Annotated in this window: 22 protein-coding genes; 15 read left to right on the plus strand and 7 right to left on the minus strand. The window is 69.3% G+C overall.

Annotation, left to right across the window (positions count from 1 at the left end):
• From E1298_RS19845 to E1298_RS19860, 4 genes are all read left to right on the plus strand, one after another.
• Window positions 1–645: transketolase C-terminal domain-containing protein (locus E1298_RS19845; protein ID WP_279498794.1), on the plus strand; the 645-nt coding region annotated here is incomplete at its 5' end.
• Window positions 642–2,033, plus strand: coding sequence for a 1-deoxy-D-xylulose-5-phosphate reductoisomerase (gene dxr / locus E1298_RS19850; RefSeq protein ID WP_131895372.1), 1,392 nt, complete (start codon window positions 642–644; stop codon window positions 2,031–2,033). The genes E1298_RS19845 and dxr, both read left to right, overlap by 4 nt.
• On the plus strand, window positions 2,030–3,265 hold the full coding sequence (gene ispG, locus E1298_RS19855) for a flavodoxin-dependent (E)-4-hydroxy-3-methylbut-2-enyl-diphosphate synthase (RefSeq protein ID WP_243725680.1): 1,236 nt from the start codon (window positions 2,030–2,032) through the stop codon (window positions 3,263–3,265). Before dxr ends, ispG begins: the two co-directional genes overlap by 4 nt.
• Window positions 3,262–4,359 carry an isoprenoid biosynthesis enzyme family protein gene (locus tag E1298_RS19860; protein WP_131895375.1) on the plus strand — a complete coding sequence of 366 codons (1,098 nt, stop codon included), beginning with the start codon at window positions 3,262–3,264 and terminating at the stop codon, window positions 4,357–4,359. Before ispG ends, E1298_RS19860 begins: the two co-directional genes overlap by 4 nt.
• Window positions 4,360–4,528: 169 nt before the next feature.
• Here the strand turns inward: E1298_RS19860 and E1298_RS19865 are convergent, their stop codons facing one another.
• On the minus strand, window positions 4,529–5,014 hold the full coding sequence (locus E1298_RS19865; RefSeq protein ID WP_131895377.1) for a DUF4334 domain-containing protein: 486 nt from the start codon (window positions 5,012–5,014) through the stop codon (window positions 4,529–4,531).
• 903 nt (window positions 5,015–5,917) lie between these two features.
• Between E1298_RS19865 and E1298_RS19870 the strand changes: the two genes are divergently transcribed.
• The 3 genes from E1298_RS19870 (at window position 5,918) to E1298_RS19880 (ending at window position 9,700) form a co-directional block, all read left to right on the plus strand.
• Complete coding sequence (locus tag E1298_RS19870; protein WP_165975560.1) at window positions 5,918–7,435, plus strand: prenyltransferase/squalene oxidase repeat-containing protein; 1,518 nt, start codon at window positions 5,918–5,920, stop codon at window positions 7,433–7,435.
• Window positions 7,436–7,441: 6 nt separating this feature from the next.
• Window positions 7,442–8,671 (plus strand): cytochrome P450, encoded by a 1,230-nt coding sequence (locus E1298_RS19875; RefSeq protein WP_131895381.1) that lies wholly within the window; start codon window positions 7,442–7,444, stop codon window positions 8,669–8,671.
• Between the two features lie 69 nt (window positions 8,672–8,740).
• Window positions 8,741–9,700 (plus strand): terpene synthase family protein, encoded by a 960-nt coding sequence (locus tag E1298_RS19880; RefSeq protein WP_131895383.1) that lies wholly within the window; start codon window positions 8,741–8,743, stop codon window positions 9,698–9,700.
• A gap of 78 nt (window positions 9,701–9,778) precedes the next feature.
• On the opposite strand, the gene E1298_RS19885 is transcribed toward E1298_RS19880, so the two are convergent.
• From E1298_RS19885 to E1298_RS19910, 6 genes are all read right to left on the minus strand, one after another.
• Window positions 9,779–11,419, minus strand: coding sequence for a PEP-utilizing enzyme (locus E1298_RS19885; protein WP_131895385.1), 1,641 nt, complete (start codon window positions 11,417–11,419; stop codon window positions 9,779–9,781).
• Window positions 11,416–12,384, minus strand: a complete 969-nt coding sequence (locus tag E1298_RS19890; protein WP_131895387.1) for a hypothetical protein — start codon at window positions 12,382–12,384, stop codon at window positions 11,416–11,418. Before E1298_RS19890 ends, E1298_RS19885 begins: the two co-directional genes overlap by 4 nt.
• A complete protein-coding gene (locus tag E1298_RS19895) occupies window positions 12,365–13,480 on the minus strand; it encodes a PEP/pyruvate-binding domain-containing protein (protein WP_131895389.1) in 1,116 nt (371 codons plus the stop codon). Before E1298_RS19895 ends, E1298_RS19890 begins: the two co-directional genes overlap by 20 nt.
• Before the next feature lie 77 nt (window positions 13,481–13,557).
• Window positions 13,558–13,923: a hypothetical protein gene (locus E1298_RS19900; RefSeq protein WP_131895391.1), complete on the minus strand. Its 366-nt coding sequence runs from the start codon at window positions 13,921–13,923 to the stop codon at window positions 13,558–13,560.
• 296 nt (window positions 13,924–14,219) lie between these two features.
• A complete protein-coding gene (locus E1298_RS19905; protein WP_131895393.1) occupies window positions 14,220–15,482 on the minus strand; it encodes an FAD-dependent oxidoreductase in 1,263 nt (420 codons plus the stop codon).
• A gap of 461 nt (window positions 15,483–15,943) precedes the next feature.
• The gene (locus tag E1298_RS19910; protein WP_207944742.1) at window positions 15,944–16,912 is read right to left on the minus strand and encodes a GlxA family transcriptional regulator; all 969 of its coding nucleotides are present in this window, start codon (window positions 16,910–16,912) and stop codon (window positions 15,944–15,946) included.
• A 70-nt stretch (window positions 16,913–16,982) separates the two neighbouring features.
• On the opposite strand from E1298_RS19910, the gene E1298_RS19915 reads away from it, so the two are divergent.
• The 8 genes from E1298_RS19915 to E1298_RS19950 all read left to right on the plus strand — a co-directional run.
• A complete protein-coding gene (locus E1298_RS19915) occupies window positions 16,983–18,257 on the plus strand; it encodes an MFS transporter (protein WP_243725681.1) in 1,275 nt (424 codons plus the stop codon).
• A 154-nt stretch (window positions 18,258–18,411) separates the two neighbouring features.
• Window positions 18,412–19,995 (plus strand): peptide ABC transporter substrate-binding protein, encoded by a 1,584-nt coding sequence (locus E1298_RS19920; RefSeq protein WP_243725682.1) that lies wholly within the window; start codon window positions 18,412–18,414, stop codon window positions 19,993–19,995.
• A gap of 120 nt (window positions 19,996–20,115) precedes the next feature.
• Window positions 20,116–20,943, plus strand: a complete 828-nt coding sequence (locus E1298_RS19925) for an isocitrate lyase/PEP mutase family protein (RefSeq protein WP_131895409.1) — start codon at window positions 20,116–20,118, stop codon at window positions 20,941–20,943.
• A gap of 327 nt (window positions 20,944–21,270) precedes the next feature.
• The gene (locus tag E1298_RS19930; protein ID WP_131895395.1) at window positions 21,271–22,509 is read left to right on the plus strand and encodes an acyl-CoA dehydrogenase family protein; all 1,239 of its coding nucleotides are present in this window, start codon (window positions 21,271–21,273) and stop codon (window positions 22,507–22,509) included.
• Window positions 22,510–22,663: 154 nt separating this feature from the next.
• Window positions 22,664–23,965, plus strand: coding sequence for a SidA/IucD/PvdA family monooxygenase (locus E1298_RS19935; protein WP_131895397.1), 1,302 nt, complete (start codon window positions 22,664–22,666; stop codon window positions 23,963–23,965).
• Window positions 23,962–24,354, plus strand: a complete 393-nt coding sequence (locus tag E1298_RS19940; RefSeq protein ID WP_243725683.1) for a cupin domain-containing protein — start codon at window positions 23,962–23,964, stop codon at window positions 24,352–24,354. The genes E1298_RS19935 and E1298_RS19940 overlap by 4 nt, the downstream gene beginning before the upstream one ends.
• A complete protein-coding gene (locus tag E1298_RS19945; protein ID WP_131895399.1) occupies window positions 24,351–25,889 on the plus strand; it encodes a class I tRNA ligase family protein in 1,539 nt (512 codons plus the stop codon). The genes E1298_RS19940 and E1298_RS19945 overlap by 4 nt, the downstream gene beginning before the upstream one ends.
• The coding region (locus E1298_RS19950) for an NAD(P)/FAD-dependent oxidoreductase (RefSeq protein ID WP_243725684.1) at window positions 25,882–26,659 on the plus strand (778 nt) is incomplete at its 3' end. The genes E1298_RS19945 and E1298_RS19950, both read left to right, overlap by 8 nt.

Raw genomic sequence — 26,659 nt, forward strand, 5'->3', positions numbered from 1 at the left:
GGACTGCGCCTGGCCGCCCCCCGCGACCCCGCCCGCCTGCGCGAACTTCTCGGCGAGGCCGTCGACACCGCCGACGCGCCCACCGCGATCCGCTTCCCCAAGGGCTCCACCGGCCCGGACGTCGACGCGGTGACCCGGATGGACGGCCTGGACATCCTGCACCGCAGCCGCCGGCTCCCACTGCAGGTCCTGCTCGTCGCGACCGGCGTGATGGCCGGTCCCGCGCTGCAGGCCGCCCAACGGCTCGACCGGGACGGAGTCGGGGTCACCGTCGTCGATCCCCGCTGGGTCCTGCCCGTCCATCCCACCCTGATCCACCTGGCCGCACGGCACCGCCTGGTGATCACCCTGGAGGACGCCACCAGCGCCGGCGGCATCGGCACCGCCGTCACCCAGGCCTGCACCGACGCCGAGGTCAGCGCTCCGGTGCGCAATCTGGGACTGCCCCGGGCCTTCATCCCCGCGGGCAGCCGTCAGCAACTCCTCGACCAGGCCGGGCTGACGAGCGACCCCATCATCGACGTCGTGCGCAAGGCGCTGCCCGTCGCCGCCGGACACCGAACCGCAAGCCTGGGGCTGGCGGCGATCGAACCCGGCGGGCCGTCCCGCCCCGCCTTTCCCTCGCCCAGAAGGGAAGCGCCGTGAGCGGCACGCAGGCGCGACGCGTGGTCGTCGCCGGGTCGACCGGGTCGATCGGCACCCAGGCCATCGACGTCATCGCCGCCCACCCCGACCGATTCCGCGCCGCGGGGCTGGCCGCAGGCGAGGGCAACATCGAGTTGCTGGCCCGCCAGACCCGGCTCCTGCGCCCCGACGTCGTCGCCATCACCACCACCCGCCCCGACCGCGCCGCCTGGCAGTTCCACGCCGCACTCGCTCAGGCGCTCGAAGAAGCCGCACCCCCGGCGGCGCCGATCCACCCGTCCGCCGCAAAGCCGCAGCCGATGCTCATCACCGGCCCGGACGCGGCCGAGCAGGCCGCGGCCCGGCCATGCGACCTGGTGTTGAACGCCGTGGCGGGCGCGGCCGGGCTGCCGGTCACCCTGACCGCACTCGAACGAGGACGGTTGCTCGCGCTGGCCAACAAGGAATCCCTGGTCATGGGCGGCCCGCTGATCACCGGCCTCGCCGGGCCCGGGCAGATCATCCCGGTCGACTCCGAGCACGCCGCCATCGCGCACTGCCTGCCCGGCTGGACCTACCGCGACGCCGCCGCCCTCCACCCCGTGCGGCGGCTCGTCCTGACCTGCTCAGGCGGCCCTTTCCGCGGCTACGACCGCGACCGGCTCGCGGCGGTCACCCCCGAGCAGGCCCTGGACCATCCGACCTGGCGGATGGGCCCGCTCAACACCCTCAACTCCGCCACGCTCGTCAACAAGGGCCTGGAGATCATCGAGGCGCACCTGCTCTTCGGCGTCCCGCTCAGCGCGATCGAGGTCGTGGTCCACCCCCAGTCGGTGATCCACTCCATGGTCGAGTTCGCCGACGGCTCCACCCTGGCCCAGGCGTCCCCGCCCGACATGCGCCTGCCGATCGCCGCCGCGCTGGCCTGGCCCGAGCGCCTCTGCGGGATCGCCCCCGCCATCGACTGGGGCCGGTCCCACACCTGGACCCTCCAGCCGCTGGACGAGAGGGCCTTCCCCACGGTCCGGCTGGCCCGCCGGGCCGCCGGCGCGGGCGGCACCTACGCGGCCGTCTACAACGCCGCCGCCGAACAGGCCACCTCCCTCTTCCTCAACGGGACGATCACCTTCCCCGCCATCGGCGACCTCATCGCCGACGTGATGAGCAGCAGCTCCCACCCCGGCGGGACCGGCATCACCCTGGAGCACGTCCAGGCCGCCGACACCTGGGCCCGGGCCCGCACCCGCCAGCTCGCCCGAGACACATCAGCACCGGCCCGTGTGACCCGGGCCCAGGCCACCAATCCGCATCCCACGGCCGAAGGCTGGACCGGGCCGACCGCCGTCACCACCGGCAACGGCGCATCCAGCCGGCCCACACCCCAGACCGCAGCAGGAGCCGACACATGACCAGCAGCGCCGGCAAGCGAACGACCGACCAGCCCAACGTCGACCTGGGCATGCCGACCATCGGCCCGCAGCGCACCAGCCCGCCCGAAACACCCGCAGCGGACCCGCGCGCGCCGGATGCGCCGCCGCCGGGCATCGAACGCCGCCGGACCCGGCGGATCACCGTCGGGCACGGCGACAAGGCCGTGCCGATCGGCGGCGGCGCCCCCATCAGCGTGCAGTCGATGACCACCACCCTCACCGCCGACGTCGACGCCACCCTGCAGCAGATCGCCGAGCTCACCGCCGCCGGCTGCCAGATCGTCCGCGTCGCCGTCCCTTCCCAGGACGACGCCGACGCCCTGCCCGCCATCGCCGCCAAATCAGCCATCCCCGTCATCGCCGACATCCACTTCCAGCCCAAATACGTCTTCCAGGCGATCGACGCCGGATGCGCCGCCGTCCGCGTCAACCCCGGCAACATCAAACGCTTCGACGACCGCGTCGCCGACATCGCCGAACGGGCCGCTGCCGCGCACATTCCCATCCGGATCGGCGTGAACGCCGGGTCCCTCGACAAACGCCTCCTCGCCAAACACCAAGGCGTCACCCCCGAAGCGCTGGCCGAGTCCGCCCTCTGGGAAGCCTCACTGTTCGAAGAGCACGGCTTCACCGACATCAAGATCTCGGTCAAACACCATGACCCGCTGACAATGGTCCGAGCCTACGAACTACTCGCCGAGGCATGCGATTACCCCCTGCACCTGGGCGTCACCGAGGCCGGGCCACCACCCCAGGGCGTCGTCAAATCCGCCGCCGCGTTCGCGCTCCTGCTCCGCCAGGGAATCGGCGACACCATCCGGGTCTCCCTATCGGCCCCACCGGTCGAAGAGGTCAAGACCGGAATCGGCATCCTGGAATCCCTCGGCCTGCGCCAACCCCGCTTGGAGATCGTGTCCTGCCCCGGCTGCGGCCGCCTCCAAGTCGACCTCTACAAACTGACCGCACAGGTCGAAGCCGCCTTCGACGGCTTCGACCACCCCCTGCGCGTCGCCGTCATGGGCTGCGTCGTCAACGGCCCCGGCGAAGCCCGCGAGGCCGACCTCGGAGTGTCCGCCGGCAACGGCAAAGGCCAGATCTTCGTCCGCGGAGAGATCATCAGGACCGTCCCGGAAGCCCAGATCGTCGAGACATTGGTCGAAGAGGCACTCCACCTCGCCGACAACCAGGGTTCACACCAGAAGCAATCATGAATCTCACTGCAGAACGGTACATAGAACTACTTGTAGATTTTCTCGACAAGGTCGGGTACAGCGAGCAAGGGGACCCCGACGAAGATCTCGTGCAGACGTTGGGTCACGTGTTCACCGAAACGATTGATCACTTCAGGTATGAGTCGCGTGTCCGGGGAATCGAGATCGACCGCGAACGGTTGACCAGCACCGTGCGCACGATCACCCGGATGACGGTGTTCGGCTGGCGAAACCTTCCCCGGGAAGTCATGGTGCCACTCAGCACGTATTTCACCTACGTGATCCTTGAGGACGATCCTGGAGACGGCTCGACCCTGGTGCACACCCCCTTCATGGACTCCTTCGCGTGCGACTTCCTGCGCGGCAGGGAGCAGGCGCACCCGAGGTACAGATCGCTTTTCTCGTTCTTTCCCGACCTCCTCCGCTGCTATGGCCAGCATTCGCAGCTCACAATGCTCAAGAGCAATCTGGAACTGATTCTGGGTTTCTGGATCGAAGGCCGGAAGTTCAAGGGCTCGCCCGGAGCGGGCGCCTACCCGATGTTCCTGCGCCGCCTGAACGGGTTGGGTGACTTTTCTGGAGCGGCTTTGTTCCCCGCCTCGCAGTTCGACGAGCGGGAGCAGTACGAGGACATCGTGATCGTCATCGCCCAGATCGAGCCAGTCGTCGCGCTGGTGAACGATCTGTTCTCGTTCTACAAGGAAATTCATGATCCAGCCGGGGACGTCTCCCTGGTGGAGAACATCTGCATAACGGATGAGCTCGATGCAGAACAGGCCATTCATCGGATCGCCAATGACGCCGCAAGTGCGATTCGCGACCTGATCGGGGTGCTCGAAAGTCGGCGATCCGAGGTAATCTTGAATACGGTGAACGACTTTGTCCAAGGGTACATTCGCTGGCACCTGTGCGACGAAAGATACCGTATGCGGGAACTGATCGCACAATGCGGAAACGGTAACAGCGCCACGGCGAGATTCCGTACCTTACATGAAATGGCCAGCCGCGCCGGTTGTGTCGATCGGGTGGACTTCCACGCACTCTCCCGCGCGACATCCGAGGCGGCCTTCGACAAGAGCCGGACCGCCGTATGAGTGCGCAGGATCTAAATAATCATTCTGATTGACGACAACGCGCTCCCGCCCTCCGCGCCCACGCGCTGTCTGCCCGCCCACGGGTGACCTTGCCCAGATTCGAGTGGGTCTTTTCCGCGTTGTTGTGTACTGCGGCCGAGCACGAGCTGGTGGAGCGGGAGCCCGAGCGTCACTCCGGGTCGTCTCTCGTGCTGAGGATGAAGTACAGGGGGTGGCCGTCGGCATCGAGGAGGTCGCCTTTGCCGTTCATGATCCCGAACAGCGTGTCGTCGTCCACTCTCTTGAAGTGGTCGAACACCGGGATTCCGTCGTAGACCATGGTGGCGGTGACCTCGCCCCGGAACTCGACCATCCACAGGCTGGCCTCGCCGTTGGCGGTCGTGGTGTCGGAATAGAGGGCGCCGTTGCCGTCGTACCGTATCAGCGGCTTGGCGTCCAACACCGAACGGAAGGTCTTCCCGTACCATCGCGACTCCTGGAGTTGTCGCGTGCCGGGGTGTCCGGTCGCGAACACCGAGCCCTTCCACCGTCCGAGAATGTCCTCGATCCGCACCGGGGGCAGAGCGGCCCACAGTTCGTCCAGATCGCGGGGGTCGACGGCCTCCCCGCGCAGCCGCAGATCATGGAATTTCTTCCGGGCGTCATGAATGTCCATGGCGGACGCTCCCTTTCGGGGAGTCGGATGTGTCAATACCATTTCCATGGTAGCTCGGATGAAGTGATCGGTCAGGTCTCGCCCGGCGTTCGTTCTCGTTCTTCTCGCCTGCGGACGACCAGTGGCCGTGGGTGTTGGGAAGGTGAATGGATGCCATGCGGTCGGCGGCGTCGTCCTCAGCCAGAGGGCAAGACGTGGCCCTTGTCGCAGAGGGTGCGCCACCGCCGTGCGATTCAGTTCGGCCGCATGGGGTTAGCGCGCTCTCGAACCGGCGATGTCGTGTCCTGGCGCCAGGGAATGGCACGTCCGGCCGGAGCGTGACATGCCGTCGAAGCGCGACATGTGGATAAAGCGCGACATGCTCGGTGCGGGGGAACCTTGGCGTTTCCTAACGGATCATGGATTATTTTAAGAGAGGGCCCGTGGAAGCGTAGTCCTGAATCCTGGAGTTGTGCTCGGGGATGCGATCGTCGATCTAGGCGTAGTTTTCGGGAGGGGTGACCATGTCATTGGGCCCCATCGATGCGCCGGACCCGGGCGCGATCGATTAGGGATGGCGGCCGCCCAGCACTTCGGAAGGAAAGTGCATTCTTGTGACGCTGCTGGTTCCTGGAGGTGCATCTGGATGTTGAGACGAAAGCTACCTTCCCTGCGCCGTTCGTTCCGGTTCATGGGCGACTCGCGCGTGGTTGCGGCAGCACTCGGCGTGCGAGCACCACGGCATGGTGTTCGTCTGCCGCGGCCACGACGATGCGCCTCCCGCCTGGGAGGTGCCCGCGCTTGGGCCCTGCTGCGGACGCGCATCTGGGTCCTGGCCACCCCGACCGGATCTGCGGCGGTCTGTGTTGAGGAGGTATTCCTGTGAGCAGTGAGAGTATGGTCAGGCATGCTCCCTGGAGTGAAATGACATTGGCCAAGACCCGGATGGCGGAACATCTGGCAGGCCGAATACGGCCGGACGGCGGGATTCCGGGGCCTTGTGCCAGTCGTGTGCTGGAGTCGGCGCTGCTGCTGGTCCTGCTCCGCCGGGTGGAGAGCGACCTGCCCGCGCAGGCCCGGCTGGTGCGCTACCTGAGGAACGTGCCGACCGATGCGTCCCGTTTCGACCGGGCGTTGAGCGACGCCGTCCTCACGGGTAAGCGCACCGAGGCCGCTTGGGTCCATGAGGAAATGCTGCGCGACTTCGATCATTTCACCGCGGCCCGCAAGCGGCTCCAGTTCGACGTGTTCATGGCGCTGACCGGGGCGATCCCGTTCGACCCGCAGATGTGGCCCGACCTGATCGGGACGGAGAGCCGGGTTCGCTGGGTCTCGATGAGCATGACCGCCATCAAGGTGATCGTTTCATCGGCTCTGGGCCGGCCGGGGATGGTTTCCGAATCAGAACGCGCCGAACTGATTGAGATGCTCGCCTCCCTTGTGCCGGGGCGGGTATGGGAGAACCACGTCACCGCTCACCTGATCGCCCTGCTGGCGCTTAGCGTTTTCGCCCCGGACCATCCGCTGATGGCCAAGGGCGTCGACGCGCTGCTGCGGTGTCAGAACGGCGACGGCGGGATCGCGAGCATCGCCGATCTGACGTACTTCACCACGGGCACCGCCGGGCTCGCGCTGGCCCGGGGCGGCACGGACCGGGAGGCGATTCTACGAACGGGCGATTACGTGGCCGCCGCGCAGTTGCCCGGTGGCGGGTGGTCCTTCGGTGAGAACGCGGTCCAGGCGGATGTGGACACGACGTCGTACGCCGTGTCCTTTCTGGCCACCGCCGATCGGTTCCGTTATCGCGTGGCTTTGGAAAGCGCCGGAGCCTACCTGACCGCAATGGCGAACCAGGACGGAGGCTTTCCCACCTATGTTCATGGCGACCCGTCCGAGGTCGCCATGACCGGCGGAGCCGCGAGCGCGCTCGGCTGGGCCGGCGAGACCCACGCTGAGGTTCTGGAGCACGCTGCCGATTACCTGCTCGCGGCGCAGCTCGACGACGGGACCTTTGAACGCAGTTGGACGCTCAGCGAGGCCAACGCCATTTGGAGGGCCATGTGGGCCCTGCATGCACTGCCTCCGTCCAGGAGCGGCGCCATCGCCTCCCGGCGCGAGAGCGCGGTCGCCCGGTCGACGCGGTTCCTGACCCAGGCGCAGAACGCCGACGGCGGCTGGGGCTACCGCCCCGGTGACGCCAGCGACACGGCCAGCACCGCCTACTCGGTACTGGCGCTGTCGGCGATGGGGCGGCGTCTCGCGCGCGACCCGGTCGTCCGCCGTGGGACGTTCCATCTGATGGCGCGCCAGGACGACGACGGCGGCCTCAGCGGTATTCCGGACCAGGTCGCGCCGCGGCCGTTGCCGTTCGACGCGCCGGTCTTCGCCGACACCTGGGGGTTGCTGGCTCTGGCGAGCTGCGACCGCGACTGGGGCTGGTGAACGGCTGTGCACTCAAGTGAGGGACAGGACGGTCCCGCCATCCCGCTGCCGGCGCGCCGAGCCTGTCCGTGGCATCCGCCGGCCGAGTTCGCCGAACTCCGGGCCGAACGGCCGGTCGCCCGCCTCGCCTTCCCCGAGGGCCCGCCCGGCTGGCTGATCACCCGCTATGACGACGTGCGCGCCGGCCTCGCCGACCTGCGGCTCGGCGCACGGCGGCCCCATGTGAACGCCCATGTCCGGGGCACGCCCCGCGCCGCCGAGGCCGAACCGGCCTCGTCTCGGTCGACCGGCCTGCTCACCAGCGACCCGCCTCTGCACACGCGGCTGCGGCAGCCGCTGATACCGCGGTTCTCGATGCGGCGGATCAGAGCGATGCGTCCGCGCCTGGAGGAGCTCGTGGCGGACCACCTCGGCCCGATGGCCGTGGCCGGACGGCCCGTCGACGTCGTCCAGGCGCTGGCCCTGCCCTTACCGACGCTGGTGATCTGCGAACTCCTGGGCGTGCCGTACGACCGGCACGAGTACTTCCAGCGGCTGACGGCCGAACTCATGGCACTGGATCACACCCTGGACCAGTCGCTGAGCGGCAAGCGAGAGTTGCTCGCGTTCCTGCGCGACCTCGTCGCGACCAAGCGCCGCGAACCGGGGAACGACCTGCTCAGCGATCTCGTCCACCGCTCCCGGCTCACCACGCGCGAGATCGTCTCGCTGGGCGCCCTCATGCTGGTCGCCGGGCACGAGACCTCGGCGAACATGATCGCGCTCGGCCTGATGACGCTGCTCACCTGGCCCGGGCGGTGGGACCTGCTGCGGGCACGACCGGAAATGATCACCAATGCGGTCGAGGAGCTGCTGCGGTTCCACACCATCTTGCAGTTCGGACTGCTGAGGATCGCCCGGGACCGGCTGAGGATCGGCGGGCAGGTCGTCGAACCCGGCGAACGCGTGGTACTGCACCTGCCCTCGGCCAATCGGGATCCCTTGCGGTTCTCCAGCCCCGACGTCCTGGATCTCGCCCGGCCGAACAGCCGCCGGCATCTCGGCTTCGGCCACGGCCTCCATCAGTGCGTCGGCCAGCAGCTCGCCCGTGTCGAGCTGGAGGTCGTCTTCACCGGCCTGCTCGACCGCTTTCCCCGCCTGACCCTGGCCGAACCGGTCGAGCGGATACCCACCCACGACCAGATGATCGTCTACGGGGTGCGCCGCCTGCTCGTCACCTGGCCCGACCCGTCATGACCATCGGCGAGGGAACGGATCCGCCCCGGTGACCACCGGCCCCTTGCCCTCCACGTGGAGCGACCGTCCATGTCCGACAGAATGCAGAGCCGCCACGACACCGCCCCCGAACCGCCGACCCACCCCGATCTGGCATCGGCGGGCCACGAATTGCTGGGGTGGGTGGAGTCCATGGGCCTGGTCACCACGGACGCCGCGAAGCAGCGCCTGGCAGCGGAACGCCACGACCTGGGCGCCGCCCTGATCGTCCCCGAGGGGAGCCGGGACGACCTGGCCTTGACCGCGCAGTGGTCGGCGTTCATCTGCTTGCTGGACGACCGGTTCGACGCCACGCCGTTGGGAACGCACCCTGACCGCGTCAGAACGGTGATGCGGCCCCTCACCGATATTCTGAGAGGAGACGATACCGCTCAGTGCGCGAAATGCCCGTCCGACCCTCTCGTCCGCGCATTCAACGATCTCTGGCGGCGCACGGCGGCGGGAATGCCGCCTGCCTGGCGTCACCGCTTCACCGCCGATTATCAGGACTTCGCCGACGCCAGTTGCGAGGAGGCCGAGATCCGGGCGGCGGGCAGGGAGTTGTCGCTGCGCGAATACGTCGTCCTGCGCAGCCGAACCATCACCTCGGCGCCGATGATGGACGTCCTCGAACGCACCGGACCGTTCGGCCTCACCGCCGTAGCGCACGCGCCTGAGGTCAAGGACCTGCGACGAACCGCGATCGACGTGGTCGGCTGGACGAACGACGTGGGGGCGGGCGCGGCCGAGACCTCCCGCGGACAACTGAATCTCGTCTCGCTGGTCGCCCGGGAACGCGAGCTCCCTGACGCTCAGGCGGTCGCGTACGCGAAGTCCATGATCCGCAGGCGACTGCGGGACTTCGAACGCGCATGCGCCGAGCTGTCCGGCAAGGGATCCGGCACCGAGATGCGACGTTGCGTGGCCGCTATGCGGTTGTACCTGTACGGCACGCTGCAGTGGTGCTCGCTTACTCGTCGGTACACGAGCGAGGGTCCCGGCGACGGCTGATCGTCCTCTCCTCGCAATGGCGGGGGCGGAGCGATAACGAGCGGCCGACAGTGGAAGAGGAGCGGTGGGCCTTACTGTCTACGCGTCGCTTGTGCGGTTCGCCGAGCTGACCTTTCGTGCGTCCGGCATGCTCATGACCCGAATTTCGCCGCTGTATCCGTCAACGTGTACGCGCTGTCCGGTGTACAGGCGCGTGGAAGCGTCCGAGGTGCCGATTACGCACGGGATCGAGAGCTCCCGGGCGATGATGGCGCCGTGGCTGCCGGTGCTGCCGATGTCGATGACCGCCGCCTTGGCCCGCATGAACAGCGGCGTCCAGCTGGGGTCCGTGACGCGGCATACGATGATCTCCCCAGCGGAAAGGCCGCTGTCGGCGGGGTCGGATATGACTCGTACCGGGCCTTCGGCGGTTCCCGGCGACGCCGGAATTCCGGTGATCCCGGCCGAGCCGGAACCGCGGTCATCGGGGCGGCGGGGAGTCGGCATCCCCGTGAAGGTGACCGGTATTTCAAGCCCGCGGTACTCCTCGCGCCGTCGTCTACGGAAATCAATGAGCTCCTGAACACCGGCGTCGGCCGCGGTACGCGATTCGTCCACGCTCAGGTAGAAGAGGTCGTCGGGGTCGGTGACCGCCCCTTGCGCGGCGAGGCGGGCCCCTTGCGCTCGGGCCGCTGCTCGCCCCCCATCAATGGCGATGAGGAAGGACTCTTTGGACAACTGGAGGCTGCGGACGTGCTGGGCCGCCAGCCGGTGCACCAGCCGGGCGCCGGGACGCCGACGCCGGGGCAGCCGAGCCAGCAGTTCGGCGAACGCCGCCTTCCGCTGAGCGGCCGCCTCATGCGCTCCGCGAGCGGGGTTCCCGGTGTCGGGCATGTTACGGAGCGCGGTGATGTGCGCTTGGAGCGCAGCGGGGTCCTCCCGCCAGGAGCGGCCGTCCAGATTGCCCTCGTTCGAACCGTGGAAGCCGTATCTACTGATCACGGAGCCGATGTCGCCGTGGCCCCGCGACAGGGCCCACAGCTGCTCGGCGAGAGCGCTCTCGGTGACGCCGCCGAGCCCGGAGAACAGCGGCAGGAAGAGATCGGGCAGACCGGCACGCCGTGCGAGGGCGATGACCTGAGCCTGGAGGCTGGTGACGAGCGTCCGGGCCGCCATGTGGACCCGCACGGCCCTCCGGAAGCGGTCGAACGCCTGCTCCAGGAGGTCGGGTGGGACGCCCGGCGCGTCACCGAGGACGTTGGCCTGCCACCACGCGAGCTGGTCGGCATGCAGCCGCCGGGCACGGCGGGCGAGGGCGAACTGGGCGATCGGCGACTTGACGGCGATGGCGGGCAGCCGCCGCAGGCTTGTCGGGACGGGGGGAGCGTCGGGTCGCACCGCGCCGAGCATGTCGCGCTCGAAATCGTCGGCGCTCGCACCGGGGATGGCCCCTACCGTCCTTCTGAGCAATTCCACATTGAGCGCGATCCTGCCGTAGAAGCAGGCGGAGACGGACTCCTCGGGGGTGGCCGGCGATCTGATCTCGCGGCGCGGGACGATGCCCAGGTCGTGGTAGCCGGCCCGGACTCCCGGCTCCCCGGCCGTCGACCAGAATGACCAGCACAAGGGGGTCATGACGTCGGTGACGGCCTCGGAGATGTTCACTCGGGTCCAGAAGCCCCCGGGGTGTGAGCTGCCGCGGGTCGGATCGGTCGGCTCGACGCCGCCGTGCGGGCTCATGTGCTCATTCCTTCTTCCTCTGGGCGGAACTGAGGCAGGAATGCGGTAAGGAGCGGGCTGCCTTCCGGAGCGCCGAACTGGAAGTGGCAATAACCCTTCTGGGTGCCGCACCGCGCTGTGGAGAGCATGTCGTAGAGAATGAAATCTTCATCAGATCTCGTCATGTGGGGGAGACGCATGGCCACGCGGTACGCCTCGGTGAGGAACGCGGGATCCCGCTCGGAAGGGGGGTGGTGGACGACGGTCGCGCTGCGGTAGGCCCCGGGAAGCGGAATGCCGTCCGGCCGTACCCACGGTTCGCCACTCTGGCGGACCCCGTCGCTGTCGCTGACCGCACATGTGCCACGCCATCTCCCGCCTTGCAGAACGGTGAGACCGCTGATGAAGGTCGGTGGGTCGGGGAAATACATGGGCAGCCACCAGTACGCGTCGACAACCACGGAGCGGACGCCCCAACTGTGGTCGCGCACCCCCAGTCCCTGCGCGGCGACCCGGTTCGAGCCGCACCACAACGTTCCAGTCCAGTCCGCCCCGAGTTCGTATCGGCCGTCGGCCCAAGAGAATTCGGCGTTCTGATCGTCCGTGGTGAGGGGGGCTACGGGGCTGCTCATCTTAAGGTCCATTCCGAAGGGGACGAGCCCCTCGCCCTGGACCATGGGCGAGCCGTCATAGCCTTGGCCGGAGTAGCGCAGCCGGAGCTTTCGCAGCGGCTCGATCGCTTCCACGTCCAGTCGAGGTACCGAGACGAAGTTGGCGGCCGGCCGTTCCACGATGTGTGACACCAATCTGCCCCCAAGGCCGACCGTAGCGGCCACGTGGACGTACCCGCGGTGCGGGAAGTGGGCCACGTGCACTTCGAAGGCGGCCCGATGGCCAGGGGCCAGTCCGGAGAAGTAGAGGTTCTCCTGCCAGTCAGGATCATCTTCGGGGGTGTGGACGAACTCGTCATCCTCGGTCGGTCTCACTGTCCCTCCCAGGTGCGTTGGCAGAGCGGCGCGGGAATGCGGGCGCGCGGAAGACCGATCCTGAACGGCCGTCCACGGTCACGACGTGCCCGTGGAGGGCGGCCAGGCTGCCGGATCCGCATCCCACCACGCACGGGCGGCCGAGTTCACGGCTGATCGTCGCCGCGTGCGAGGTCGCGCCGCCCACCTCGGTGACCAGGGCGCGCGCGGCGAGGATCCCGCGCACGTCGCCGGGATCGGTGGTCGGCCGGGCCAGCACGACGTCGTGGCCGGCCGCCGCGAGCCGTACGGCGTCGGCCGCGTCCGCCACCACCAGACCGGTGGCCTCGCCAGGGCAGGCCGGTATTCCCTGCGCCGCCGGCACGCCGCTCGTGGCCGCGTGCGCGGGGTCGGCGGTGGCCGCGCTACCGGAATGGAGGGCGCGCGTCTGGAGCAGCCAGGGTCTGCCGCTCTCGATCGTGAACTCGACTTCTTGAGGACCGCCCAGCTTCGACTCAAGAATGCGCGCCGCGTTCACCAGGGTCGCGTGCGCTTCTGGCAACGCCGCAGCCAATTCGTCAAGCGATCGGGGCGTGTGCCTGCCGGAGGCCAGGTCTTCGCCGGGCCTGCCCGCCAGCCATTCGCCGTAGGGGACCTTGGCCGATGTCAGCGGGTCGCGGCTGTAGAGCACGCCGCTACCGGAGCGATCGTCGCGGTCGCCCGCGACCATGGCCTGGACGGTCACGGCGGTTCCCGCGTCGCGCAGGTCGTGGGCGCGGCGATACGCGATCGCTCTTGACGTGCACCACGAGTCGAGCACCGTTCTGATGGCGTCCAAGAGTTTCCGCGGGCCTTCGGCGGTGGGACGGGCGTCGACGTTGAGGACGGTGTCCAGCATCCCAGGCATGCTGTGCGGGGCACCGGATCGCACCGATACCAGCAGCGGCTCTCTTGCGAACCCGAAGCGGGCCTCGGCGGCTTTCATCAACCATGCGGTGTTCTGATTCAACCGTTCAGTAAATCCAGGAGGAAGATTCCGTCCTGCCCGGTGATAGCCGACGCAGAGAGGAACCGGGACGACGAATGCAGGAGGGACCGGCAGCCGCAGGGCGCACATCCTGCTCAGACCCGCGGCCTTACCCCCAACGACCTCTGGCCTGAACTCGGTCGTGCCGTCGATCCGGTATGGACGGCTCACCTGCCGTCACCTCCCAGCCGCGTCTCCTCTTCTTCCCGGGAGAAGCCCAGCCGGTCCAGCAGTGCGGTGTGAAGCTCGAACCAGACGGTGTGGCAACTGTCGAGCAGCACCCCGGCCAGCCACTCCTGCTCACCGGCGAGCACTTTGAACATTGCGGACAGGAACCGCTCCCGGTACTCGGCCAACGCCGGCTCGATCTCCACGAGGCGATCCAACACCGACGCGAGCCGCACCCTTAACGAGTCCAACCGCGTTGGATCAGGCTCTTTGAGCTGCCAGTCGGTGATGAGCCCCTTGAAGTCGGCGTTCACCGGCAGAAAATCTTCGGCATAGACGGCCTGCAGCTCATCGACCGTGTCCACACCCGTGCCTCCTTATCGCCGCGATCTGGTCGCGCGTGACCGTAGGGCCCTGGACCTGTGGTTCCCTTCTAGTACGCCTTGCCGCGTCCAGGTTGCCAACAGGAGGAGCAAGGCTAAGGTGTCGCGCTTTGCGGCTGTGTCGCGCTTTGCCGCTGGACCATTGTTCCGGCAACTGGTTTCCGCCTGGTGCCCCAGCGATCGACGGCCCGCCGTAACGTGCCCGCGTGCGCGACTTTCACGCCGTGAAGCCTCCGTCGACGGCGATGGCGTTCGTGGGCCGGGTGTGCGGTCCGGCCTCAGTCCCATGGCGCGCCGAGCGCCTCGGCCGCCGCGGCTCCCGAGGCGCAGCCGTCTTCGTGGAGGCCGCTGCCGAACCAGGCGCCTGCGAATGCGAGCCGATCGTCGTTCAGGTCTGGCAGGCTCTTCTGGGCCTCGAACACCTCAGGGGTGTTCACCGGGTGCTCATAGGTGGATCGGGTCAGGTGATGCGCGGGAGCGACCTCGTCCGCGCCGTTGTAGCTGACGATCAACGGTGTGGGTGAGTCGATCCGTTGGACGATCGAGGCGTCGATGTCGAAGCCCCGAAGGCGGGGGTCGGGGTTCCGGCAGTCGAGCCGCATGCTGAATCCGCTGTGCGGCCGACCGGTCTCCGGGAACACCGAAAGATCGGTGTGCAGCGTGACCTCCATCGGCCTGTACCCGAACACGCCGAGCAGTTCCCGCTCTCGCGGTGTGGCATCGCTGAGCAACTCCAGCAGGGTCGGAGGATGCACGGCGAGGACGGCCCGGTCGAACGGTCGTATGACGTCCGATGTGTCTCTGATCACGACACCGTCCGAAACCCGGCGGACCTCCCGCACACGGTTCGCCGGCAGCACCTCCGACAGGCCCTCCGCGATCTTGGTCAGATAGGTGCGGCTTCCGCCGGCGGTCACCTTCCAGGTCGCGAACGCGTCCGGCTTGAGCAGGGCGTGCTTGTGCGCGGTGCTGAGCAGGAATTCCAGCGACATGGCGCGTACCGAATCGGGCCCGTTCAGCCACCAGGGCCCGACCCGCGGGTAGATGAAGTGCTGGAAGAAGTAGTCGGAATAGCCGTGGTCAGCCAAGAAGCTCGCGATACTGGCCGAGGACGCCGCCTCTGAAGCCTCGGCCAGGTCGGCCGAGAACCTCTCCAGTTCGGATACGAACCGCTCCCACACTGCCGGTTCAACGCCGTCCGGTTTGCCGGGAATCACGCCGTCTCCGAACGGAGTGCTGCCCAGGTGGGTGAAGCCGCATCCGGCGCACACCAAGTCGTGCTGGATGCTCGCCGGCTTGCTCTCGACGTGCAGCTCGGAGAGCAAGCGCTTCAGGTTCGGATAGGTGTCTCCGTAGGCCATGAAGGCCACATCGACCGCGGACCTCGTGCCATCGGGCAGCACGGCGTCCTGGGTGTCGGCGTTGCCGCCGAGATAGCCGTTGGCCTCGAAGACCGTGACGTCGTAACGCCGCTGCAGCAGGTACGCGGACGTCATCCCGGCGATGCCGGAACCCACCACCGCGGCGGTTGGGCGGCTCACCGGACCCGTTCCAGTGCCTGGAGGTTCATGCCTTCGTCCTTAACCCTGTCACGGGCGTGATCATGTCCATCGTTTATGCACCTGACCTGTGCGTCTGCTCCGTATGGCGCGAGAAGTCCCTGATCACAAGGAGGCTGGATCCATCCTCGCCACCAACAATCCATCTTCGCCACCGACTACGCGCGGTCCTTCTTCAGTAACCCCGCCCGCCCCTGCCGGACAAGACCTCCGGGATGGCGAACTTGTCGCGCTTTGCCGGTGTGTCGCGCTTCACAGGCGAACTCCCGCAGGTCTGATGATGGTGCCGGTGGCCGGATGCGACCGCGACGCGGCGATCAGTGCAGGTCTCGCCAGGCGTGTGCGAGGTGGTGACTGGTCAGGGCCCGCGCCGAGTGGCGGTGCCGGCCTGCGGCGGGTGGTTCGCGGACTGAGGCCGGGTGGAGCGGGTGGGTGTGGGGTGTTCAGACTGTTGAGCGGAATGTGGTGCGGTAGGCGCTGGGGGCCACGCCGAGCGTTGCGCTCATTTGCTGGCGTAATGCCGCGCCGGTGCCGAAGCCCGAGTGGCGGGCCACTTGGTCGATGGCCAGGTCCGTGGTCTCCAGGAGGTGGCGGGCGCGCTCGACGCGCTGCTGGATGATCCACTTTCTTGGGCTGAGGCCGGTCTCCTGACGGAAGCGGCGGGTGAACGTGCGGACGCTCATCCGGGCCTGCGCGGACAGGGCGTGGAGGTCCAGCGGTTCGTGCAGGTGTTCCAGGGCCCATGCGCGGGCGGCGGCGGTGGAGGTGTCGGTCACCTCCGGGATCGGGCGCACGATGTACTGCGACTGGCCGCCCGGCCGCCACGGCGGTACGACGCAGCGGCGCGCGGTCATGTTCGCGATCCCGCTGCCGTGGTCGTCCCGTACGACCTGGAGGCACAGATCGACGCCCGCGCCGACGCCCGCCGAGGTGAGGATGTCGCCCTCGTCGACGAACAGGACGTTCGGGTCGAGGTCGACCTTCGGGAACAGGCGGCGGAAGTGGTCGGCGTGCGCCCAGTGCGTGGTGGCCGGGCGGCCGTCGAGAAGGCCGGCCGCGGCCAGGACGAACGCGCCCGTGCAGACCGACATGACTCGGGCGCCTCGGTGCGCCGCCGCTCGGAGGGCGCACCGCACCGGCTCGTCGAGCGTGCCGTCCGCCAGCACCTGCGCGCCGTAGTGCACGCCGGCCACCAGGACGGTGTCCGCTTCGGCCAGCAGTTCCAGGCCGTGCTCGGCGGTGACGGTCAGCCCTGCTGAGCTGGGCACCGGTCGGCCGCCGGGAGTGCAGATCCGCACCTCGTAGAGCCGGCGGTCCTGCTCGTCGCGGGCCGCGGGGAAGACCTGTGTCGGCGTGCCGAGGTCGAACGCGACCACCTGGTCCAGCGCGAGCACGGCGATCCGGTGGGGCATGGCCCGATTCTTGCATATGATGGCCAAAGAGCCACTTCCGGAGCGGTGCCGCATTGAGCACTCTGGCCGGGTGACTCACAACAGACAGCTCATCTGGCCATGGATGATCGCGGGCATCGGTTTCGTCGCGCTCGTCGGCGCCGCCGGTTTCCGGTCCACCCCGGGCGCGCTGGTGGAACCGCTGCAGGACGAGTTCGGGTGGTCGTCCGGCACCATCGGCTTCGCGATGTCGGTCAATCTCGCCCTGTACGGCGTCACCGCCCCGTTCGCCACCGCCTTGATGGAGCGCTTCGGCATGCGCAAGGTGACGGCGGGCGCGATGGCGCTGATCGCGCTGGGCAGCGGGTTAACCGTGTACATGACGGCGGCGTGGCAGCTCGTCCTGCTGTGGGGCGTGCTGGTGGGCCTGGGTGCCGGTTCGATCTCGCTGGGGTTCGTGGCCACCCTCGGCACCCGGTGGTTCGTCAAGCGCCAAGGTCTGGTCACCGGTGTGCTCTCGGCCGGCGGTGCGACCGGTTCGCTCATCTTCCTGCCGCTGGTGGCGGCGTTGAGCGAGTCGGCGGGCGGGTGGCGGAGCGCCGCGATCGTGGTGTCGCTGGTGGCGGTCGCCGCGGTGCCACTGGTGCTGTTCTTCTTCCGCGAACACCCCGCCGACCTCGGGATCCCGCCCTTCGGCGCTGAGGAGGTCGTGGCCCCGCCGCCCCCGACGGGCAATGCCGCGCGGCACGCCCTGGCCCAGTTGGGGAGCGCCGTCCGCACCCAGCCGTTCTGGTTCCTCGCGGTCAGCTTCTTCATCTGCGGTGCCACCACCAACGGCCTCGTGTTCACCCATTTCATCCCCGCCGCCCACGACCACGGCATGCCCAGGGTCACCGCCGCGGGCCTGCTCGCGGCGATCGGCATCTTCGACCTCGTCGGGACGATCCTGTCCGGCTGGCTCAGCGACCACATCGACTCCCGGATCCTGCTGGCCGTCTACTACGTGCTGCGCGGCGTCTCGCTGCTGGTCCTGCCGCAGGTGTTCGACGAGAAGGTCACCGGGTTCATGGTCGTGTTCGTCATCTTCTACGGCATGGACTTCATCGCCACCGTGCCGCCGACCATCATCCTGTGCCGGGAGCACTTCGGGGCCTCCGCGCCGGTCGTGTTCGGATGGGTGTTCGCCGCGCACCAGGTCGGCGCCGCCTTCGCCTCCACCTTGGCGGGCATCGCCCGCGACAGCTTCGGCGACTACGCGCCCGCCTGGTACACCGCCGGCCTCCTCAGCATCGGCGCGGCCTTCCTGTCCATGAAGATCAGGCGCGCCCCGGTCGAGAGCAGCGCCGAGGCCCTCACGCCCGCCTGACCCCATGGCGCCGGCCTCCCGCCGGCCGAGTTTGTTCGTTTGATTGTTTTGCTTCCCGTGGATGGAAGCCAATCCGGTGTTTTGTTGAACTCTGGTAGGCGCGGACGCTCGGCGGACGCGCGCGAATTCGGCGTCATAGATTTAAGGAGGAAGTGTGCGATCATCCCGTACCGCGGAATTGTCCGGCGAGGCGGCGCGCGATGCGGCCTCGCGGGCCCGCGAGGCCGCGATCATCAGTTACCACGGCACCGAGCCGGAGAACGCGCTGATCCCCGGCCACACGACGGAGTCCGGCGGTGTCAAGGTGATCGCCGCGTTGTTCCGGGGGCTGGTCTCGTACGACCCGGTCGACGCCCATCCGAGGAACGCGGTCGCGGAATCGATCGAGACCACCGACTCCGCGGTGTTCGTCATCAAGCTGAAGCGCGGCTGGACGTTCCACGACGGCTCGCCGGTCACCGCGAGCAGCTTCGTCAGTGCGTGGAACTACACCGCGCACGGCCCGAACAAGATGCAGGCGGCCAGTTTCCTTTCGCACATTGAGGGCTTCGGTGAGGTGAACGCCCCCGGCTCCACGGTCACGGAGCTGTCCGGCCTGGAGGTCGTCGACGACCACACCTTCGTGGTGACCCTGTCGGCGCCGTTCGCCGAGTTCCCCGTCACGCTCGGCTGCAGCGCGTTCTTCCCGCTGCCGGAGTCCTTCTTCGAGGACCGGACGGCGTTCGAGGCACACCCGATCGGCAACGGCGCGTTCAGGTTCGTCTCCCGGGAGCGTGAGAAGAACATCCTGCTCAAGCGCTACGACGGGTACGCCGGGGACGACAGGCCCAGTATCGGCGGCGTCGACTTCCGGATCTACGCCGGCCTGGCGGACGCCTACTACGACGTGATGGCGGACACGCTCGACTACCTCGACGTCACCCCGTTCTGGGCGCTGGAGGGCGACCGGTACCTGAAGGACCTGCCGCACCGCACCCACGATCGGACCTACCTCGGGATCCAGACCCTCTCGTTCCCGCTCTACGACCCGCGCTACGCCGACCCGCGGGTACGGCAGGCGATCTCCATGGCGATCGACCGGGTCAAGCTGATCGACAAGATCTTCCAGGGCCATCAGGTGCCGGCCGACGGCCTGGTCCCGCCGGCCATCTCGGGGCGCGCCGAGAACCAGGGCGGCGAGCTGTGCACCTACTCCCCGGCGCGGGCCAGGGAGCTGTTCGAGGCGTCCGGATTCGACGGCGACATCGAGCTGACGTCCAACGTCGACTCGCCGAACCAGCCCTGGATGGAGGAGGTCTGCGCCTCGGTCACCGAGACGCTCGGCCTGCCCTGCCGCTTCGCGTCGATCCCGACGCTCGGGGAGTTCCGCCGCAGGCTGAACGCCCAGGAGATGACCGCCGTGTTCCGCTCCGGCTGGGTCGCGGACTACCCGTCGATCGAGAACTTCCTGAGCCCGATGTTCCGGACCGGCGCCTCGGACAACGTCGGCGGCTACAGCAACCCCGCGGTCGACGCGCTGCTCTCCGCCGCGGACAGCGCCCCGACCAGGGAGCGGGCCTGGGACCTCTACCAGCAGGCGGAGCGGGCGATCCTGCGGGACATGCCGACGATCCCGATCTGGTACCAGAGCACGCTGTCGGCCTGGTCGACGCGGCTGCGGGACGTCCAGCCCAACCCGTTCCGCGAACTCGACCTCTACAGCGTCTCCGCGGCGGACCCGGACGGCGACCCCGGCTGATCCCGGCGACCCGGGGACGGGCCACCATGCATCTGATCACCGGTGGCGCGTCGGCGGAGCCGGGGGAGTGCCGGGCGGTCGGTCATTGCAATGGCAAGAAGAGGGAGAAACGGCGTGGACATGGAAGTTCAGCAGGCCAGGGCGGCATCGCTGCGGGCGCTGCATGACGGCGGAGTGCTCGTGCTGCCGAACGCGTGGGACGCGGGGAGCGCCGCGCTCATCGCCCGGGCGGGCGCCAAGGCGATCGCCACGACCAGCGGCGGGGTGTCGTGGTCGCTCGGCCGGCCGGACGGCCACGGCCTGACCCGGGACGAGATGGTCGAGGCGGTCCGGCGGATCGCCGCGGCGGTCGACGTCCCGGTGACCGCCGACATCGAGGGCGGTTACGGCGAGGACCCCGAAGACGTCGCCAGGACGGTGGAGGCGGTCGTCGGGGCCGGCGGGGTCGGGGTGAACATCGAGGACTCCAAGGCGCCCGGCGGCCCGCTCTTCGACGCCGCCGACCAGGGGGCGCGGCTGCGCGCCGCCCGGGACGCGGCGGCGAAGGCAGGCCTTCCGGGCCTGGTGGTCAACGTGCGCACCGACGTCTTCCTCTTCGGCATCGGGGAGGAGGCGGGCCGGCTGGACGAGGTCATCGCGCGCACCGGCGTCTACGCCGAGGCCGGCGCGGACAGCCTGTTCGTGCCGGGCCTGATCGACCTCGACGCGCTGGGCAGTCTGGTGAAGGCGTCGCCGCTGCCGGTGAACGTGATGGCCTGGCCGGGTGCGCCGACGATCGCCGAGTTCGAGGCCGTGGGCGTGCGCCGGGTCAGCGTGGGCACCGCGCTGAGCCAGGCGGCCTACTCCGTCGCGCAGCGCGCGGCCGCCGAACTGCTCGGCAAGGGCACCTATACCGAGCTTGAAGGGGCGCTCGACTTCGGCAGCATCAACGGCGCCGTCAGCCGCTGACGCCGCCGCCCGCCCCGTCCGTCCGACTTTCGTCGACCTTATCCGGCCGATCTTCGTCCGCCCGGTGCGGCCGGTCTCGCCGATCGGCGCAATGGTTCTGACGGGACGGGCCCACCGCACCGGCGCATAGGCCGTATCGCGTCCTCTTTCCCGGCGGTCACGCAATCGCGTGACCGCCGGGTTGTTTTGTTTGTTCTGCGGAATTCGCAGTTGATTGTTCGTTGTGGTCAATCCTTTCGGTCAAATATCCGGCTGGTTTGAATGGCGGTCAGGCGGTGATCGCCGCCGCCCCCCAGCCATCGCATTCACGATCGAGGGAGCGAGTAGATGGCCACAGCACCCATCCTTTCGGACGCCGCCGAGGCCCAGGCCCCGGCGCCGCCGCGAACGGGCGAGGACATCCTCCGCCGCGTCCGGGCGATCGTCCCCCGGTTGCGGGCGCGCTCGGCCGAGATCGAGCGCGAGCGCCGGCTGCCCATGGACGTGGTCGAACTGCTGCGCGGCACGGGCGTGTTCCGGATGGGCTTCCCCCGCAGCTGGGGCGGTCCCGAGGTGAGCTCGATCGAGCAGACCGAGATCATCGAGGCGATCTCGTACGGCGACCCGGCCGCCGGCTGGTGCGCGATGATCGGCTCCGACACCGGCCTGTACGTGGCGTTCCTGGACGAGGCGGTGGCGAAGGAGATGTTCCCCCGGCTCGACATGATCACCGCGGGGCTCCTCTTCCCCACCGGGCATGCCGAGATCGTGCCGGGCGGCTACCGGCTCACCGGCCGCTGGCAGTTCGGCAGCGGCATCACCCACGCCGACTGGGTGATCTCCGGCGCCTACATCTACCGCGACGGCGCGCCGGAGCCCGGCCCGGACGGCGACCCGCACGACTCCAGGCTGATGATGGTGCCGCGCGAGGACGCCGAGGTCATCGACACCTGGTACACCACGGGGCTGGCCGGCAGCGGCAGCTGCGACTACACGATCACCGATGTCTTCGTGCCGGCCGAGCGCACGCTGACGTTCGACACCGTGCGCAACGGCGAGGGCCCGCTGGTCCAGCCCGAGGTGCACATGCACAACACGCCGGGAGTGCCCCTGGGCGTCGCGCGGGCCGCGCTCGACCATGCCCGCGAACGCGTCGCGGCGCGGAAGAGGGGCGGCGACTACCGCACGCAGGTCACCATCGCCGAGTGCGAGGGCGACCTCGTCGCCAGCCGCCATGGGGTGTACGGGGCGATGAGGCGCCAGTACGAGGTCCTGTCCGCCGGGGGCACGCTCGACGACCTGACCCCGGACGAGCGGGCCGCCCTGCCGCTCTCGCGCAGGCACGCGTTCCGCACCGCGCGTTCGATCGTCAGCCGGCTGTACGACCTGCTGCAGACCAGCTCGATCTACCAGCCGTCCCCGATGGACCGCTGGCTCCGTGACACGCACACGATGTGCCAGCACATCGTCGCCCAGGATCGCATCCTGCAGTCGGCGGGCGCCTATCTGCTGGGCGCGGAGCCCGAGTTCCCGCTGTGCCTCGGCATCACCGCCCCCGCGAAGCCGCCCGGCGCCGGCGGGAAGTGATCGCGTCCCCGGGACGCCCGCAGGTCCACGACATACGGCCCACACGGTCGCACGAACCCGGCGTCACCAACCGTGACCATCTCGAAGTGAGCCGATCTGACGACTCTCCCGGCCCGCCCGCACGGGCGTGCCGACCGGAACGACAGGTGGGATTGTGACAGACCAAGAAGTCGACATTCTGATGATCGGCGCGGGACCGGCCAATCTGGCGCTCGCCGTGGCGCTGGAGGAGTCGGCTCCGGCCGAGACGGCGCGCGACGCGCTGATCCTCGAACAGCACTCCGACGTGAAATGGCAGCGCGGCCTGCTGCTGCCGTGGGCCCGCAGCCAGGTGTCCTTCCTCAAGGACCTGGTGACGCTGCGGAACCCGCGCAGCCGGTTCTCCTTCCTGAACTTCCTGCACGAGACCGGCGAGCTGGACAGGTTCGTCAACCTGAGCACGTTCAACCCCTACCGCTGGCAGCTGTCGGCGTACCAGCAGTGGGTCGCCGAGTCCCTCCAGCACGTGAAGATCCGCTACAACGCCCGCGGCGAGCGGGTCGACCCGCGCTTCGGCGACGACGGCTCGATCGTCGGCTGGACGGTCACGCTCGACGGCGGGGATGTGCTGCACTGCCGCGACCTGGTGATCGGCGCCGGGCGCGATCCGCACATCCCCGGGGTGTTCGAGGACCTGCCGGCCGAGCGGGTCATCCACAGCAGGCAGTACAGCCCCCGCATCGCGGAGGTCGACGCCGGCCGTCCGCTGCGGCCGGTGGTCGTCGGCGGGGCGCAGAGCGCCGCCGAGATGTTCATGGCGCTGTCGCAGGATCTGCCGCAGAGCCGCCCGACGATCCTGCTGCGCTCAATCGGTTTCCAGAATTACCAGACCAGCAAGTTCGTCAACGAGCTGTTCTTCCCCTCGTTCGTCGACGAGTTCTTCACGATGCCGCCCGAGGCCCGCGAGCAGGTCCTGGGGGAGATGCGCCTGACGAACTACGCGGGCCTCGCCCCGCCCTTCGCCGACGAGATGTACTCCATGCTCTACCAGCAGCGGATGCTCGGCGACCAGCGCTCCACCGTGCGTCCCCTCACCGAGGTCGTCGGCGCGCGCATCGACCGGGACGACGTCGTGCTGGACCTGCGCGACCGCAAGAGCGGCAAGGTCGAGCCGCTGCGCTGCGACCTCGTGCTCCTGGGCACCGGCTACGACCCGCGGATGCCCGCCATGGTCCGCCACCTCGCGGCGCGCGCGGGTCTCGGCGAGGTCGTCGTCGGACGGCGGTACCGCGTCGAGCTCGGCACGCCGGCATGGGGCGCGCTCTACCTCCAGGGCGTCAACGAGGCGACGCACGGCATCGCCGACTCCCTGATCAGCGTCCTGGCGCATCGCTCCCAGGACATCACCGACGACATGCTCGACCGCCGGGCGGCCGTGCTCGACGCGAAGGACCAGGGGCAAGTGAGGACCGCATGATCGGGAGCGAGGAGCGCATGATCGAGATCCGCACGCTGGACCGGGCCGGCCTGACCGAGGCGTACGGCCTGGACTCCGAGCGGCTGCTGCCGTGGCCCGCGCTCAACGCCCCGTTCGAGGGCGCCTGGTGCGTCCTGCGGGCCGGGAAGGTGTCGACGCCGCACTCGCACCACGACTACGAGATCTTCATCGCGATGACGGGCCGCGCCAAGCTCCGCGTCGACGGCGAGGACGTCCCGTTCGCCGCCGGCGACATCGTGCACCTGCCGCCGGGCTGCACCCACCAGGTGGTCAACGACACCGCCGAGGACTTCGAGTACTACGGCGTCTGGTGGGACAGCGCGATGTCGGAGGAATTCCTCGCCCGGCACCGGAAGCGGTCGCGATGACCGAGCGGACGGTGGTGATCTCGCCGGCGCCCACGGCCAACGGCGACCTGCACCTCGGCCACCTCGCCGGCCCGTTCCTGGCCGCCGACGTCTACACCCGCTACCTGCGGGCCACCGGGCGGACGGCGTACTTCGGGACGGGTTTCCAGGACACCTCCACGTTCGTCGTGACCACGGCGAAGCGGCGGGGGGTGACGCCGAAGGCGCTGGTGGCGGAGTCGGCCGAGCAGATCGCATCGACCCTCGACGCGGTGGGCATCGGCGTCGACGGGTTCACCGGCGACGATGAGCGCTTCACCAAGTGGGTCGCGGACTTCTGGGGACGGGTCCACGGCGCGGGCAAGCTCGAACTGAAGACCATGGACTTCCTGTACTCGCCGAAGACCGGCCGGTTCCTGGTGGACGGCTTCGCCGCCGGCGGCTGCCCGCTGTGCCTGGCGGACGGCTGCGCCGGTCTCTGCGAGACCTGCGGCAACCCGATCGCGGCGGCCGACCTCATCGACCCGCGGTCCACGCTGGACCCGGACGATCCGGTCGAGCCGCGCGAGGCGCGGGTGCTGGTGCTGCCGATGGAGCGCTATCGGGAGCGGCTGCGGGCGTACTTCGACGGTCACACGACCGCGATGCGCCCGCATATGGCGCAGGCGCTGAGGGAGATGCTCTCGCGCCCGCTGCCCGACTACCCGGTCACCTACCCGATCTCCTGGGGGATCCCGGCGCCCTTCCCGGAGGTCGCCGGGCAGGTCTTCAACCCGAACGCGGAGCCGGCGGCGTGGAGCATGCACGCCTCCGCCCTGTCGGCCGAGCGCTGCGGCGAGGTGCCCGTGGCCGACGACGCGCTCTGGCGGCCCGGCTCGGGCACGAAGGTGGTGTACTTCCTCGGCTTCGACAACACCTACCCGTTCGCCGTCGCGATGACGGCGGTGCTGCTGGCGCACGGGGACCAGTACGCGCTGCCGGCGGAGTTCATCACCAACGAGTTCTACCTGCTGGACCACGAGAAGTTCTCCACCAGCCGGGGGCACGTGGTAGGGGGCAGGGAGCTCGCCGCCGAGGTGCCGCGCGACCTGATCCGCTTCCACCTGGCCGCGACCAGCCCGGAGAACCAGTGCACCAACTTCAGCCGGGAGGCCATGGCGAAGGTGACGCGGTCGTGGCTGGCCGAGCCCTGGAACCGGGTCGCGGCGAAGGCCGACCAGTGGGCCGGCCGCGGGCCATTGCCGGTGTCGGAGGGCTCCCGAGGCGCAGCCGCGCGGATCATCGACCGGTTCGCCGCGTCGTACGAGCTCGACTGCTTCAGCCTCACGCGCGCCGCGGGAACGCTCACCGAGCAGATCGCGCGGCTGGACCGGTGGGACGTCGCGCCGGGCGAGGCCGGCGACTTCTGCCACGAGATCGACGTCGTGCTCCGCTGCGCCGCGCCGATCCTCATCGACCTGGCCGCCGCCGCCCTGCCGGACACGGCGATCCGCCGTGCCGCCCCGGCCACGGTCACGCCGGTGCGGCTGCCCCGGCTGGGCGACAGGCATGCCTGAGATGGGCGGCCGGAGGCCGGGCGCGCCGGGCGCGCCGGACGAGCCGTTGCGCGGCTGGACGAACCAGCGGATCGTCATCGTCGGCGCGGGCGTCACCGGGCTGCTGGCCGCGGTGCGGGCCGTGCTGCTCGGCCACCACGTGGTGGTGCTGGACCGGGGCGCGATTCCGAACCCCGGCGCCAGCTCGTTCGACCACCACCGGGCCGTACGGGCGCTCGACCCCGGCGACCCGGCCGCGACGCGGCGGGCCGCCAACGCCCACCGCCGGTGGCTGGAGCTGGAGTCGCTGCTGTGCGGCCCGCGGCCAGGCGCCGGCTTCTACCGCCGGATCGGCGTCGTGACCGCATGGCCGGAAGGCGAGATCGACTCGGTGGCTTCGGCGGCCCATGAGGCCGGCCTGCGGGTCGATCTCGTCCGTCCGAGCGAACTGTGGCCCATCGGATTCCCGCCCGGCACGTCCGGCGTCCTGGAACTCGACGCCGGCGTGCTTCTGGCCGACCGGGTGCTGTCGGCGGCGGCCGGATGGCTGGATCGCCATCCGGCGGCCGAGCTCAGGCCCATGCGCGATGTCGTGGCGGTGGACGCCAACACCGCCCGGGTCGAGCTGGCCGACGGCACGGTCGAGCGCGGCGACCTGGTGCTGGTCGCGGCCGGGCCCTGGACGCCCCGGCTGGTGGACCTGCCCGTGGTGGTGCACCGGCAGACCATGGTCTACCTGTCCCCGCCCGCCGGGCTGGCGAGCCGGTGGGAGGGCATGCCCAGCGCGGGGC

Origin of the sequence: Actinomadura rubrisoli, from assembly GCF_004349215.1 — a bacterium.
Lineage (GTDB): Bacteria > Actinomycetota > Actinomycetes > Streptosporangiales > Streptosporangiaceae > Spirillospora > Spirillospora rubrisoli.